12 protein-coding genes are annotated in these 15236 nt (G+C 63.8%); 10 read left to right on the top strand and 2 right to left on the bottom strand.

Translation table 11 applies throughout. The features are described from left to right. Positions 1-16 precede the first annotated feature (16 nt). The 7 genes from BTO02_RS30950 to BTO02_RS30920 all read left to right on the top strand — a co-directional run bounded on the left by BTO02_RS30950 (position 17) and on the right by BTO02_RS30920 (position 8464). Entirely contained in the window at positions 17-703 is a 687-nt protein-coding gene (locus BTO02_RS30950) for a Fe2+-dependent dioxygenase (protein ID WP_075160808.1), read from the top strand. A 541-nt stretch (positions 704-1244) separates the two neighbouring features. After that, a complete protein-coding gene (locus BTO02_RS30945) occupies positions 1245-2648 on the top strand; it encodes an EAL domain-containing protein (RefSeq protein WP_198039291.1) in 1404 nt (467 codons plus the stop codon). Between the two features lie 419 nt (positions 2649-3067). Then, on the top strand, positions 3068-3262 hold the full coding sequence (locus BTO02_RS30940) for a hypothetical protein (RefSeq protein ID WP_232243595.1): 195 nt from the start codon (positions 3068-3070) through the stop codon (positions 3260-3262). A gap of 280 nt (positions 3263-3542) precedes the next feature. Further along, entirely contained in the window at positions 3543-3998 is a 456-nt protein-coding gene (locus BTO02_RS30935; RefSeq protein ID WP_075160805.1) for a (2Fe-2S)-binding protein, read from the top strand. A gap of 1 nt (position 3999) precedes the next feature. Further along, positions 4000-6234 (top strand): xanthine dehydrogenase family protein molybdopterin-binding subunit, encoded by a 2235-nt coding sequence (locus BTO02_RS30930; protein ID WP_075160804.1) that lies wholly within the window; start codon positions 4000-4002, stop codon positions 6232-6234. A gap of 47 nt (positions 6235-6281) precedes the next feature. Next, positions 6282-7556, top strand: a complete 1275-nt coding sequence (locus BTO02_RS30925; protein ID WP_083615557.1) for a c-type cytochrome — start codon at positions 6282-6284, stop codon at positions 7554-7556. Between the two features lie 254 nt (positions 7557-7810). After that, positions 7811-8464, top strand: a complete 654-nt coding sequence (locus tag BTO02_RS30920; protein WP_075160803.1) for a peroxiredoxin — start codon at positions 7811-7813, stop codon at positions 8462-8464. 87 nt (positions 8465-8551) lie between these two features. On the opposite strand, the gene BTO02_RS30915 is transcribed toward BTO02_RS30920, so the two are convergent. Beyond that, the gene (locus BTO02_RS30915; protein WP_075160802.1) at positions 8552-10144 is read right to left on the bottom strand and encodes an alpha/beta hydrolase family protein; all 1593 of its coding nucleotides are present in this window, start codon (positions 10142-10144) and stop codon (positions 8552-8554) included. Between the two features lie 206 nt (positions 10145-10350). Between BTO02_RS30915 and BTO02_RS30910 the strand changes: the two genes are divergently transcribed. Beyond that, positions 10351-11163, top strand: a complete 813-nt coding sequence (locus BTO02_RS30910) for an alpha/beta fold hydrolase (protein WP_075160801.1) — start codon at positions 10351-10353, stop codon at positions 11161-11163. A gap of 91 nt (positions 11164-11254) precedes the next feature. Here the strand turns inward: BTO02_RS30910 and BTO02_RS30905 are convergent, their stop codons facing one another. Further along, positions 11255-12241 carry a LysR family transcriptional regulator gene (locus BTO02_RS30905; protein WP_075160800.1) on the bottom strand — a complete coding sequence of 329 codons (987 nt, stop codon included), beginning with the start codon at positions 12239-12241 and terminating at the stop codon, positions 11255-11257. Positions 12242-12559: 318 nt separating this feature from the next. Here BTO02_RS30905 and BTO02_RS30900 point away from each other — a divergent pair, with 318 nt between their 5' ends. Both BTO02_RS30900 and BTO02_RS30895 read left to right on the top strand, forming a co-directional pair. After that, positions 12560-13675, top strand: a complete 1116-nt coding sequence (locus BTO02_RS30900) for an NADH:flavin oxidoreductase/NADH oxidase (RefSeq protein ID WP_075160799.1) — start codon at positions 12560-12562, stop codon at positions 13673-13675. A gap of 68 nt (positions 13676-13743) precedes the next feature. Further along, positions 13744-15108: an MFS transporter gene (locus BTO02_RS30895; RefSeq protein ID WP_075160798.1), complete on the top strand. Its 1365-nt coding sequence runs from the start codon at positions 13744-13746 to the stop codon at positions 15106-15108. Positions 15109-15236: the final 128 nt, after the last annotated feature.

Here is a 15236-nt window from a genome sequence, read left to right as displayed (position 1 = left end):
CAGGAAGCGTCAAACGATGATTGTCTCCATTCCCGACGTTCTGAGTCCTGCCGAGGCGGCCGCCATGCGCGCGCAGCTCGAAGCGGCAACCGACTCATGGGTGCACGGCCGTGCGACGGCCGGCTATCAGGGTGCGCCCGTCAAGCACAATCAGCAGATTGCGGAGGGCTCGCAAATCGCGCTCGAAATGGGCGATCGCATCGTCGCGTCGCTCGAGCGCAACCAGCTTTTCATCAGCGCGGTGTTGCCCAACAAGGTGTATCCGCCGCTATTCAACCGTTACGAAGGCGGCATGCATTTCGGCAGCCACGTCGACGGCGCGATCCGGCTCGTGCCGGGCAGCGGCCGGCGCGTACGCACCGATGTATCGATCACGCTTTTCCTCACGCCGCCCGACGAATACGATGGCGGCGAACTGCTGATCGAAGACACGTTCGGCTTGCAGGAAGTGAAGCTGCCGGCCGGCCATGCAATCGTCTATCCGGGCACGAGCCTGCATCAGGTGCGTCCCGTTACGCGCGGCGCGCGCGTATCGAGCTTCTTCTGGGCACAAAGCCTCGTGCGCGACGATACGCAGCGTGCACTGCTATTCGACATGGACAACGCGATCCAGCGCCTCAATGCGTCGAACGGCGACGAAGCCGCGCGGCGCACGCTCGTTGGTTGCTATCACAACCTGTTGCGCATGTGGAGCGAGACCTGATTTCGGTCGGTCGACGCGGAATGGGCGCAACCGCTCAGCGCAAATCGCACGCTTGCAGGCCGCGCTCTAGCCGTGCGGTTTGCGCGTAACCGGGCCGTCTACACAGCAGCGTCTGCGCGGTGTAGACTTGCGCCCTACAAAATAAACGAACACGCAGCTCGCAATTGCACGATTGCCTGTCGCCGGCGGCGATTCTTCCAGCTGCAGCGTTTCGATAAAGTCGTTTGCCTTTTTCTGCTCCCTCTCAATCGCAGTTCGCCGATCAGTTCACCGGTTACCGCGTAACCGAATTGAAATGCAGCATGAATAGCGTCCTTATAATCCGAGGCTTTTGAGGTCCTCGTTTGCGTAGTCACGACGTCTGTTCCTTGCCGTAAGCGCACACGTTTGCGTCGCGGCCGGTGCCGCTCATATTCGGACGCAAACGCGTTAGCCCGTTAAGCACGGCCTTTAGAAGCCGGGCAAGCGGGCCATTCCGCGAGGAATGAAATGAAAGTGCGGCAACATTAACCACACGACTATGCGATCGAGAAACATCGGGGTGTACTGCGTATTCGCTGTCTGCATGTTCGCGCAAGCGGCCTATGCAGCGGCGCTCGCCGCGTCGGCGCAATCGGCGCAATTGGCGGCCGCAAACGCAAACGATTCCGCCGGCGGCGCGTTTTCAGGTACCGATTGCGCAGGACCCGCCGTGCTTCGCTTGCCGGCGCCACTCGGCGGCATGGGCATGAACGAGACGCTCGGCGCTGACGCACCGGTCAACTGCCGTTTCACGCAGATCGCGGCGAGCGGTGACGGCGGCGAGGCACAGACCTCGGCGCCGTTCGATCCGGCCGCGCAACAAACCGCGACAGGTACGCCCACGCCCCATGCGAACGCGCAGCAGAATCTGACTACCGCCGTCAGCGGCGGTATCGGCGCGTCGTTCGGTAAGCCCTCGACGGCACACGCTGCGGCGCCTGCACCGGCCCCGATCGAAAACGCGCATTCGAGCACCGACGCGCCTCGCGACGGCGCCTCGGATTCGCCGGGTCCCACGACCGACTGGCCGCTCGTGATCCGCATCGGCATCGCGATCGTGCTTGGCGCCGCATTGATCGCCGCGCTTATCGCAGGCGCGATGCTCGCACGCGCACGCTGGTTCAGTCCGCGCGCGTCACTTGCGCGCGCCGCGCGGCGCGGACTGCGGCGCAACGAATTTCATCTCGAGTATCAACCGGTCTTCTACACGCGCACGCAGAAGTGTGTGGGCCTCGAAGTGATGCTGCGCTGGCGCAATTCGGTGCATGGCATTCGCGGCGCCGAATGGTATATGGAGCAGCTCGATCGCACGCCGATCGCGGAGCGCATTCTCGACCATGTGTTCGAGACCGCCGCGACCGAACTCGAAACGTTAGACCACGGCGATTCGCTTTATCTGATCGTCGATGTGCCGGCGTCGATGCTCGATTCGGCCGACTCGATTGCGAAACTCGTCAGGATGGCGAATCGACTGACGGCAAAAAGCCATGTCATTCTGCAGATGCCGATCGATGACATATCGGATGTGGTATCCGCGGTCGCGCAATTGCGTACCGACAGGATTCGGGTCGGCGTGTCGCATGTGCGGTCGGCATCGCCGGCGCTCGACTCGGCCGCGCGAGCCGGCTGCGATTTCGTGAAGGTCGATCGCGAGGTGATGGGCCTCGAAGAGGGCGCACGCGCGCATCAGTTGCAGGAGATGGCGAGTGCGGGACGGCGTTTGAGCATGGCCGTGGTGGTCGACGGCGTCGAAGGCGTGAGCCAGTTCCATGCGGTCGGGCGCGCGCATATCGATCTCGCACAGGGCTTCTATCTGGGCAAAGCGATCTCCGCTTCGCGCTTCTCGACGTTCTTCGACGACGAGATGAGGCATCGCAAGGACGATTCTCCGCCGCGTTTCATGCATGCGTTCCAGTCGCATTGATCGAACCGCATCCGTATGAATAATGAAAGAAATCGGCTCGAATATGAGCCGGGATCACATAAAGATGACGAGTGACGACGCGATAGCCCTGGCCCGGGAAGACGAACTCGCAAACGTTTATGCGAATCCGGGCAGCGCGCGCCGCGCTCGCTCGCAGCCCCGCCGATCAAGGCGGAGCCGCTCTGCTGGCGGCTCTGCCGGAACACCCGGCCGGCTTTGGGCCACAGCGGTTACCGCATAACTTTTACCCCACCCTAAATGCTGATTGGTTGTGGCCGATATCCATTGAAGCGGCAACCAGGTGTCCGGAAGCACCGGGCCCAAGACGGAATGGAAATGACGCAATGGGATTATCGAACTCCGAAAAGCAGCGAAGGTACCGGCAGCGGCATCTAGGGCCCGGGGGAGGGAGCGAACGCTTGTCCGTTTTTGTCCGGATATCGACGAAGCGCAACCTCGAACGGCTTGCCAGCCACTATGGCAACACGATCACGAATACGGTCGAGAATCTCATCAACGAAAAGACGACGAGCATTCTGAACGCCCTCAGTGAGACCGAACAGCACGAGTTCTATAGCGAAGAGCCGGTTCACAAGCGGCAGAACGCCAAATGACGGCGCGCTGAGCGCGTGCATGCGCTCGGCGCGCGCCCGCATTTTCTTTTAGCCGATATCGTTTCGCACGCCTATGATGTCCTAACGACACGTGCTGAACCGGCGGCCTCCATCCCCATGACGGATCGCGAAATGATCCGTTCGAATCGGCAAACCGCCGCGCCCGCGTTGATAGAAGATCCTGATTGTCGATGCCGGCGCCGCGTCCCGCAGTAGCTACGTCCCGCGCGAGCGCCATCCGAACACAACGCAACTCGCTTCACGGAATGCGGGAGCTACGATGTTCACCGTCAACGTCAACGGACAAGACCAGCAGGTCGACGCGACGCCGGAAATGCCGCTTTTGTGGGTACTGCGCGATCTCGTCGGCCTGACCGGCACGAAGTTTGGCTGCGGCATTGCACAGTGCGGCGCGTGCACGGTCCATCTCGATGGCCAGCCAGTGCGCTCGTGCGTGATGCCGATCGCAGCCGTCGGCACACGCAAGGTCACGACGATCGAGGCGATCGGCAGCACGCCGGCAGGCCGCAAGATCCAGCAGGCATGGCTCGATCTCGATGTCGTGCAGTGCGGCTACTGCCAGTCCGGTCAGATCATGTCGGCCGCCGCGCTGCTCGCCGCGCATCCGCAGCCGAGCGATGCCGACATCGATATGGCGATGGCCGGCAACATCTGCCGCTGCGGCACCTACGTGCGAATTCGCGCTGCAATCAAACAGGCCGCAAAGGGAGCGTGATATGCGCATTCCACCGCACAGCGTGGAGCGCGCTTTCAGCCGGCGTGATTTTTTGCGTGCCGGGCTCAGTGTCGGCGTCGCGGCGGGCGGCGGTTTGCTGCTCGGCGTGAGCTTCGATGCGCGCAGCGACGGCGCCCCTGCCTCCGCGAGTGTGATTGCCGGCGACGGTTCGCTGCAGCCGCCAGCGGGTGTATTCGCCCCCGACGCATTTATTCGCATCGATCCGGACGGCAGCATCGCGCTTGTCATTTCCAAGGTCGAGATGGGGCAGGGTGTCTATACGGCGATTCCAATGCTGATCGCCGAAGAACTCGCCGTACCGCTCGATCGCGTGAAGGTCGAGCATGCGCCGCCGGACGCGAGACTTTATGCCGATCCGCTGCTCGGTCAGCAGGCCACGGGCGGCTCGCTATCGATTCGCGCGACATGGGAGCCGATGCGGCGGGCCGGCGCCGCGGCGCGCATGCTGCTCGTCAATGCGGCGGCACAACAGTGGCAGGTGGATGCCGCGGCCTGCGTCGCGCGCGACGCAGTTATCACGGATACGGCGAGCGGCCGCACGCTTGGCTACGGCGAATGCGCGTCGCGCGCGGCCGGCTTGCCCGTCAACGCCGATCTGCTCAAGACCGTCACGCTGAAAAAGCCGCAGACATTCACGCTGATCGGCACACCGCATAAGCGCCTCGATTCGCCGGAAAAAGTGAACGGCGTCGCGCGCTTCGGCATCGACGTGCGCGAGCCCGGGATGCTCGTTGCGATGGTCGTCAATTGCCCGGTGATCGGCGGCAAGCTCGCGAAAGTCGACGATCGCGTCGCGCTTGCGCAGCCAGGCGTGCGGCAGATCGTGAAGCTGGACAACGCGGTGGCGGTGGTCGCCGACCACACGTGGGCCGCGAAGCGCGGCGCAAGCGCGCTCGTGATCGACTGGCACGAAGGCGCCAACGCGAATCTGACCACTGCGATGCTGTTCGACGATCTGCGGCGCGCCTCGCAACGTCCCGGCGCGATCGCACGCAAGGATGGCGACGTCGATGCGGCCTTCAAGGGCGCGGCAAAAAACATGGACGCGGTTTATCAGCAGCCGTTCCTTGCGCACGCAACGATGGAGCCGATGAACTGCACGGTCCATGTGACGGGCGACCGGTGCGAAGTATGGATCGGCACGCAGGTGCCGACGCGGGTCGTCGACGAAGCGGTCAAGGTCACGGGTTTGCCGCCGGACAGGATCGTCGTGCACAACTTCCTGATCGGCGGCGGCTTCGGGCGCCGGCTCGAATCGGACGTCGCCCGGCAGGCGGTCGCGATCGGCAAGCAGGTCGATGCGCCGGTGAAGGTGATGTGGAGCCGCGAGGAAGACATCCAGCACGACATGTTCCGGCCGTGCTACTTCGATAGCATCGCCGCCGGACTCGATTCGAACGGCAAGCCCGTCGCGTGGACGCACCGCATCGCGGGCTCGTCGATCGTCGCGCGCTGGTATCCGGAGTGGTTCAAGAACGGCATCGATCCGGACGTGATCGAAGTCGCCGCAACGCTGCCGTACGACGTTCACGCGCAGCGCATCGACTACGTGCGCGAGGAGCCGCGCGGCATTCCAACTGCATTCTGGCGCGGCGTGGGTCCGACGCGCGGCACCTTCGTCGTCGAGAGCTTCGTCGATGAACTCGCGCACGAGTCGAAGACGGACCCGGTCGAATACCGGCGCGCGCTGCTCGGCAAGACGCCGCGCGCGCGCAATGTGCTCGACGTCGCGGCGCGCGCGGCCGGCTGGGGCACCGGGATGCCGAAAGGCAAAGGGCGCGGCGTATCGGTGATGAACGCGTTCGGCAGCTTCCTGTGCGTGGTTGCCGAGGTCGACGTGAAAGACGGCGAGGTGCGGGTCGAGCGCGTCGTCTGTGCGGTCGATTGCGGGCACGTCGTGAATCCGAACACGATCGAAGCACAGATCGAGGGCGGCGCGATCTTCGGCATCACCGCCACGCTGTGGGGCGAAATCACGCTGAAGGACGGCCGCGTCGAACAGACGAACTTCACCGACTATCGCGTGATGCGGATCAACGAGGCACCGCGCATCGAGACGATCATCGTGAAAAGCGAGGAAGCGCCGGGCGGCATCGGCGAACCGGGCACGTCGGCGGTGATTCCGGCCGTGACCAACGCCATTTTCGCGGCGACCGGCACGCGCGTGCGTCGGCTGCCGGTCGGCGATCAATTGCGCCCGGGCCAGACGGCGTGAGGAGAGTCAACGTGAACTCGTATCCGCGCTTCTCGTATCCGCGCCTGATGCAAATGGCCGCCGCGGCGCTTGTCGCGCTGTGCGGCGGCCTCCCGGCCACCTGTCACGCACAAGGCGCGAAGGCCGATGCCGCGCTGGTCGCGCGCGGCGAATATCTCGCCAGGGCCGGCGACTGCCTCGCCTGCCACTCGACGCCGCGCGGCAAGCCGTTTGCCGGCGGCCTGCCGATGACGACGCCGATGGGCCGCATCTTCTCGACGAACATCACGCCGGACCGCGAGACCGGCATCGGCCGCTACAGCGAAGCCGATTTCGCACGAGCCGTGCGTGAAGGCGTCGCGCCGGACGGTCATGCGCTGTATCCGGCGATGCCGTACCCGTCGTACGCGAAAGTCAGCGATGCCGACATGAACGCGCTCTACGCGTACTTCATGCACGGCGTGCCGCCGGTCAAACAGGCGAACCGCGCGAGCGACATTCCGTGGCCGCTCAACATGCGCTGGCCGCTCAAGCTCTGGAACATCGTCTTTCTCGACAACGCGCGTTACCAGACGAAAACCGGCAAGGACGCGCAATGGAATCGCGGCGCGTACCTCGTGCAAGGGCTCGGCCATTGCGGCGCCTGCCACACGCCGCGCGGCATCGGCTTTCAGGAAAAAGCGCTCGACGAGAGCGGGCGCGCGTTCCTGACGGGCGCGCCGCTCGAGAACTGGTTTGCGTCGAACCTGACCGGCAATCACAACACGGGCCTCGGACGCTGGAGCGAGGACGACCTCAATACGTTCCTGCGCACGGGCGCGAATGCACACGCGACGGCATTCGGTTCGATGACCGACGTGATCAACTACAGCACGCAGGCGCTGACCGATGCAGACACGCGCGCGATCGCTCGCTATATCAAATCGCTGCCGGGCGGCCGCAGCGACGATGGGCCGCCGTATGCGCCGCATCCGGACGGCGAGCGCGTGGTGCTGGCCGCGATGCCTGACAACCGGGGCGCGCATACGTATGCGACTTACTGCATGCATTGCCACGGCGCGGGCGGACTGGGCGCGGCGCCATGGCTCGCGCCGCTTGCGGGCAATCCGAACGTGCTCGAGCCCGATCCCGTATCGCTGATCAACGTCACGTTGAACGGCACGGGCGCACTTGTCATCGGCGGCGTGCCGGCGCCATATCCGATGCCGAAGTACCACGCGATGCTGACCGACGAGCAGATCGCGGACGTGCTGACTTTCGTGCGCGGCAACTGGAACAACGCTGCGCCGGCGGTTAGCGCAAAGGCCGTGGCGAAGGTCCGCAGCGCGACCCGCGCGCCGTGAAGCGCTGTCACGCACGGGGCGCAGTAACCGAACGTACGAAACCCGCACGGTCATCGGTCGAGTTCGGCTTTCGTCCGAAGTATCGGCGATGCGCCTCTGCTTCAAGCATGAGCCGCACGCAAATCCCCAAAAACAAGGCGTCAAACGTAATCTCTTAGCCGACAACCTGACTACAATTCAAGCAGCCGTTATCTGCGTTCGCGTCTACGGCGGGATTACCGGAACCGACGCGCTCAACCCAAGGAGGCTGAAAAATGTCCATTCGTTTAGGAGAAGAGGCGCCCGATTTCACTGCCGAAACGACCGAGGGGACGATCCGTTTTCACGACTGGATCGGCGACAAGTGGGCCATCCTGTTTTCGCATCCAAAAGATTTCACACCCGTCTGCACGACCGAACTCGGCTATATGGCCGGCCTCAAAGCCGAGTTCGACAAACGCAATACAAAAATCATCGGGCTTAGCATCGATCCGGTGGCGGACCACCGGAAATGGCTCAAGGATATCGAGGAGACCCAGGGCCATGCAGTCAACTACCCGTTGATCGGCGACGCAGACCTGGCAGTCGCGAAGCTATACGACATGATTCACCCGAACGCGAGCGGCGGCACGCGCACCGCCGTCGACAACGCGACCGTACGTTCGGTATTCCTGATCGGTCCGGACAGGAAAGTGAAGGCGATGCTCGTCTATCCGATGAGCGCCGGCCGCAACTTCGACGAAGTGATGCGTCTGCTCGACTCGCTGCAACTGAACGCGAAGCATGCCGTCGCTACGCCAGTGAACTGGAAGCCGGGCGACGACGTGATCATCCCGACCTCGGTATCGGACGACGATGCGCACAAGAAGTATCCGCAAGGTTTCAAGACGCTGAAGCCGTATCTGCGTTATGTCGCGCAGCCGAAATGACGCGCGCCTGAAACGCTCGGACGGCGAAGTTGCCCCCACACTTCGCCGCCTGCGACCGGGATGCCGCGCAGATCTCGACCGCGCTCCTTATTTGAAGCTCTGGAAAAAGCTGCGCGCGGCGACCACGCAGAAGGGCGCGGCGAGCGTATGGATATCGGCCGACAGCTGCAGTTGCGCAGCGGGCGTATTGCCGAGCTGCGTGGCTTCCTGTGCGCGCGCGGCGGCAAATCCCGCCTGCAGTGCCGCGAACGGCCCGGATGGCGCCGCGTTGCCCGGGTCGACGTCGATCATGGTCAGCTTCGATGCGTCCACACCTTCCTGCTGAAAAAACTTCGTGGCGATCTGCGTGTTCGAGAAGTACACGACGCTATCCGAATGCGCGCCGCACAGTTGCACCGAAACGGCAGGCTTGAAGTCGAGCAGGTCGTTGTGCAATGCGTCCTGCCGAAAACCGGTCGCCGGCGCGCAGTTTGCAATTCGTTGGCCTGTCGCGTCGCTGCACGGGTTGGCGGCGACGTCGGCTACGAGTTGCTCGCGAAAGCTCGTGTTCAGAAAGAAATCGGCCGGGGCGAAGCCCGACTGCACGACGAGGGCTGTGTTTGGATTCGATAGATCCGGCGGCGGCAGCGAGCCGGTCTGGAACAGCGCAGTTGCCGGTATCGCGTTTTGCGCAAACAGCGTTGTTTCGGGCGCCGTGCCGGGGAGAAGGGTGGGCGCGCGCGCCGCGTATTGCGGGGCAAACGTGTCGGTCGGCACGCGATAGACGTTGTGGTACGCGTGCTGCCAGCTGGCGACAATCAGATCGAACAGCAACGGCGCGGAGGCGCTCGGGGCGCCGTCGATTTCCTCGTCGACGAGATGCGAGAGTGCGTACGGCCCGCTCCCCGCCGCGAATGCCGCGGGGCGGAACTCGATCGGCAATTGCTGCATCGCACGCAACGTTGCCAGTGCAACGTGGGCGCCTTGCGAGTAACCGGTTACGAACAGTTTGTCGAAAATGCTGTCGAGCAGCACCGAAGGAAATCCGATGCGTGCGGCGCGCAACGCGTCGATCATATCGGCAGACTGCTGGTCGGCATTCAGAAACGGCGCATAGGGCAACGTCGAACCTGCATAGCCAGCGTAGTTCGGCATGACGACAGTAAAGCCTTGCGCAGCGTAGACGGCGGCGACGAGCAGGGCGTCGTCTTCGCCGTCGATATCGCCGTTGAGATTGGTCGAGTCATAGCGCTTGTCCGTCGACGTGCCGTGCCCATAGAGCACGACAGGGTGCGTGCCCGAGCAGCCGGCGGCCGAACCGGAAGGCTCCATCACCGCGGTAGCGGCGGTGGTCGGTTCGCCGGCTCCGCCTATTGTGTGATAGCCGAGCGAATAGATGTTGACGGTGCATTTCGGCGTGCCCGCGATTTGCAGCAGCGCCGGAGATTTCGCCTGAAGCAGCGCCGCGAACGCGTCGGGTGTGAGCGTCTCTTTGCTGACCGGTCGCCCCGTGGGTAGGCCGCGCAGCGCAATCCGCGCGGAAGCGGCGGCAGTCGTGCTCGCGGTGTTCGCAGTGCTCGCATCGACGGTGGCGCCCGGGCTTGCAGGCGCAGCCTCCATCGTCTGCGCGTACACGCTCGCGGCGCCAAGCAACGCCCCGAGCGCGGTGGCGGTTTTGATCATCGTGTAGAGTCGTCGCATAACTGATTTTCTCCGGTTGGAAACGCATTCCGATTGCGTGCCATGCGGGTGTCGTTCGTCATTCGTGAACGGCGGTAAACGTGCATGGCATGTGGCATAACACCGGACATGCGCGCGAATTCCTGGGCAAGAGAGAAAGAAATCGCAGCGGACCCGGCGAGACACGAAGACAAAGCATTGCGATAAAGCACACGGAGACGGTCAGCATGGATTCATTCGACGACGACCTGGCGCAGTTCGCTGCCGCGGGCGCACCGCCGTTACCGGCGAGCCGGCGTGAAGGCCACATCGACCATGACGGAGCAAGGATCTGGTATGCCGCTTGCGGGCCGCGCGGCGATCGAGTGCCGGTCGTGCTGCTGCATGGCGGCCTCGGTCACAGCGGAAATTGGGGTTACCAGATCCCGGCGTTAGTGGCGGCAGGGCACTACGTCGTCACGATCGACAGCCGCGGACACGGACGCAGCACGCGCGACGCGCGGCCATACAGCTATGAATTGATGGCATCGGACGTCCGCGCGGTGCTCGATGCACTGCGTATCGAACGCGCTGCGTTGATCGGGTGGAGCGACGGCGCATGCACCTCGCTGATACTCGCGGCTCAAGCGCCCGAGCGTGTGGCGGGCGTGTTCTTCTTCGGCTGCAATATGGACCCCGGTGGTGCGAAACCGTTTGTCGCCACGCCGGTGATCGACCACTGCTTTGCGAGGCATGTGAAGGACTATGCGCAGCTTTCGGCCACGCCGCAGCAGTTCGACGCTTTCGTCGAAGCAGTCAGCACGATGCAGAAGACGCAGCCGAACTGGAGCGTGCATGAACTCGCGCGAATTCGCGTGCCGGTGACGATCGCGCATAGCGAGCATGACGAATTCATCACGCGCGAACACGCGGAATATCTTGCCCGCAGCATTCCCGGTGCGCAGTGGCTGGGACTGGAAGGCGTCAGTCATTTCGCGCCGCTGCAACGGCCAGCGCTTTTCAATGGCGCGGTGCAATCGTTTCTTGCACGTCTCGTGTGAACGGAAGGAGCTTGCAAGCGATGTGAGGCGGGTGCAGAACCGCGCTTTGAATGTCGCGTTTGAAGCCGCGTCTAGTTTCTCTTTCGGATCGTCACGCCGCGCGCGGCCCGGTGGTTGATTCCGCGGTCGGCACAACATCCGGCACAACAGCCGGCACGGCGGCGGCCGCCTCCTTCTGCAGATGATCGACAAGAATGCGGGCCGGCATCGGCAGCGTGTCGAAGTTGCGCGCGACGATCACGAGCGGCCGGAACGCCCACGGTTCTTCGAGTTCGACTGCGCGTATGCCCGCCGACTCGAGATAAGGCATCACGCCTTGTTCGGGCAGCACCCCGATGCCGAGGCCTGCGCCGACCATGTTGCGCACGCCCTCGAAGCTTGTCACCTCGATGCGCACGCGCATGCGCCGGTCTGCGCGTTCGGCGGCCGCGCGGCACAGCTTCGGAATCGACGTGCCGTACGGCATGCAAACGAAATCGTCGTCGAGCGTTTCGTCGAAGGCGACGCGCGCGCGGTCGGCGAAACGGTGCGCCTTCGGCACGATCAGAACCAGTTTGTCGACGCGATACGGCCGCACCTGCAGGTCGCCGAGCGCATCGCGCGACGCGGCGCAGATGCCGAGGTCGGCGACGCCGCTCGAGATCGCCTGCACGACTTCGTCGCTGGTCTTCTCGACCATATCGACGCGCACTTGCGGATTCACATGCAAGAACGAGTTCAGCGCCGCGGGCAGGTACAGCACCATCGCAGTGAAATTCACGTAGATCCGCGCATGGCCGCGCAAGCCTTGCGAGTATTCGGACAACTCGTCGGAGATCTGCTGCAGATGCTCGACGAGCCGCTTCGCATGATGATAGAGTGCGTCCCCGGCCGGCGTGGCGAGCACGCCGCGGCTATGCCGATAGAGCAGCGGCGTGCCGGCCTCGGCTTCGAGATCCGACACGCGCTTGCTGACCGCCGACGCGACCAGATGCATGCGTCCCGATGCTGCCGCGATGCTGCCTTCTTCGACGACGGCGACAAAAATCCGCAGCGACTCGATATCGAAGCGCAGCGGACGCTCCTCCGGGATGCGCATGCTCTAACACCCTTTGTGTACGGGTTTCCCCTGGTTTCTCGGCGGTTCTGGCGGCAGGCTATCGGCCATCGGCATCCATCTCGATTGACGATGGCTGCACTGAATAATCAGAAATTCTCAAATCGTGCGCCAAACCGCATTCTATAACCCGTGCAGCGTCGCGTGCGGACGATCGCAGGCGGCGTTTGCGGCAGCGAGCCATCGCATGTCGCGAAGCCCATACAGACAGCCGGCACCGCAGCATGACGGCAACGGCCTCGTGCAATCGGCTCGCCCGCGGTTTTCATTTCATTCAATCGGTTGAACTCAATCGCATCGATGGACGCAACCCTTTTCTCTCCTTTGAAGCTCGGTTCGCTCGAACTGGCGAACCGTATCGTGATCAGCCCGATGTGCCAGTACAGCGCGATCGACGGTTCAGCGAGCGCATGGCATCGCATCCATGTCGGCAATCTGTCGCAGAGCGGCGCAGCGATGATGCTGCTCGAAGCGACCGCGGTCGAAGCGGCGGGCCGCATTACGCCGCACTGCCTCGGCCTCTATTCGGACGACAACGAGCGCGCGCTCGCGCGCGTGCTCGACGACGTGCGCGAATTCAGCGGCATGCCGATCGGCGTCCAGTTGAACCACGCGGGGCGCAAGGCATCGAGCGAACCGCCGTGGCGCGGCGGCACGCTGATTGCCGCCGAAAACGGCGGCTGGCAGACCGTCGCGCCGTCGCCGGTCGCGCAACGCGACGGCGAAGCGACGCCCGCCGCACTCGATCGCGACGGCTTGCAGCGTATTCGCGACGCGTTTGCAGCAAGTGCGCGGCGCGCCGCGCGCGTCGGACTTGCCGCGATCGAATTGCACTTCGCGCATGGCTACCTGCTGCACCAGTTTCTGTCGCCGCTGTCGAATCGGCGCAGCGACGAATACGGCGGCTCGCTCGAAAACCGCATGCGCTTTCCGCTCGAGGTATTCGAGGCGGTGCGCGCCGCGTGGCCCGCGGACAAGCCGCTCGGCGTGCGCGTCTCGGCGACCGACTGGGTGGACGGCGGCTGGGATCTCGAAGGGACGATCGAACTCGCGCAACGCCTGAAGCAACTCGGCTGCGACTGGATCGACGTGTCGACGGGCGGCTTGTCGCCGTTGCAGAAAATCCCGCTTGGGCCTCATTATCAGATTCCGTTTGCGAAAGCGGTGCGCGAGGCCACCGGTATGACGACGGTGGGCGTCGGCCTCGTTACGCAGGCCGCCGAAGCGGACAAGGTGATTCGCAGCGGCGAGGCCGATCTTATCGCGCTGGCTCGCGCGGTACTGTGGGATCCGCGCTGGCCATGGCATGCGGCGGCAGAACTTGGCGCAAGCGTGACGGCGCCGCCGCAATACTGGCGCAGCGAACCGCGTGGCGTGAACAAGGTGTTCAGCGGCGCGTCGTTCGGACAGCGATAAAAGAGAAACGCGATAAGCCGGCGCAGAACGGCGGCAACACGCAGGCAAGTACATTGGAGACAAAGCAGATGGAACAAGGGCACATTGCGGTCGGCTCACGCGGCCGCTGGTACGACGGTTTGACGGCGATGCACTGGCGTGTGCTGCGCGCGAGTTTTCTCGGCTGGATCTTCGACGGCTATGAGGCGCTCGTGCTCGTCGTCGTGCTCGCGCCGATGCTGCACTCGGTGTTGACGCCGGCGCAGGCTGCATCGTCGACTATCTATGCCGGGCTCGTGATCGGCATCACGCTGCTCGGCTGGGGCATCGGCGGCCTTGTCGGCGGCATTCTCGCCGACTACGTCGGCCGCAAGCGCATGATGCTGTGGTCGGTCCTGTTATACGCGCTTTTCTCCGGTTTCACCGCGTTCTCCGACACGGTCTGGACCTTGTGCGCGTTGCGCTTCGTGACGGGCCTCGCGATGGGCAGCGAGTGGAGCACGGGCATTGCGCTGCTTTCCGAGACGTGGCCCGAGCAAGCGCGGGCGAAAGGCGCGGGCTTTCTGCAATCGGGCTTCGGCTGGGGCACGCTGACGGCGGCGGTCGTCTGGTACGCGATGTCGACGCTGCATCCGCTCGGCGCCGAAACCTGGCGGCTGATGTTCGTGCTCGGCGCGGTGCCCGCGCTATTCGTGCTGTACATCCGGCGCGGCGTGAACGAATCGGAGAAATGGCAGCGCGCGGTGCGCGAGAAGCGCTGGAACGCGACGTCGGCAACGGCGTCTGCGCAACGCGGCGCGAATGCGGTCATGCACAGCGACAAGCGGCCTTTCACGCTCACGCAACTGTTCAACGAGCGCGAGGCCGCGCGCCGCACCGTTATTTTGCTCGTGCTGTCGATCGTTACGACGGTTGGCTGGTGGGCGATCTCGAGCTGGCTGCCGACGCATACGGTGGCCATTGCCAAAGCCGAGCATGTTGCCGATCCGCTGTCGTGGGGCTCGAAGGTTTCGATCTCGTACACGATCGGCGCGATCGTCGCGTATATGGTCGCAGGCTTCATCATCGATGCAATCGGCCGCAAGGCGTTTCTGTCGTTGAGCTTCGTCGGCTCGCTCGTGACGACGGTGATTACCTACAGATTCACGGGTAGTGTCGAAGCAATGATGGTCGTCGCACCGGTCAACGGCTTCTTCACGCTTGGTTGTGCGTACGTGTGGATGGCGATCTATCCGTGCGAACTGTTCACGAGCACCGTGCGCTCCACCGCGATCAGCTTCGTCTTCAACGCGGCGCGGCTGATCGCATGGGTCTTTCCGATCATCGCGGGCAGCATGATCAAGTCGTTCGGCGGCGTGCCGCAAGCGGCGATGGCGCTCGGTTCCGTTTATGTGATCGGTATCGTGCTGCCGTGGTTTTTGCCGGAAACGCGTGGGCAGGGCATGCCTGACTGACGCAAAGAGAATGGCCCGTACGCGGGCGGCGAGCGATTTCAAAACGCGCGGTATCCAGCCGGTCTCGAACGGTTGAATACCGCGCGCTTGCTTTTGTGCTTCGCGGTCGCGACTCGGCCCCGCCCAGT

This window comes from Paraburkholderia sp. SOS3, assembly GCF_001922345.1.
In the GTDB taxonomy this organism is placed as follows: Bacteria; Pseudomonadota; Gammaproteobacteria; order Burkholderiales; family Burkholderiaceae; genus Paraburkholderia.
This window is presented reverse-complemented; position numbering and strand designations above follow the sequence as displayed.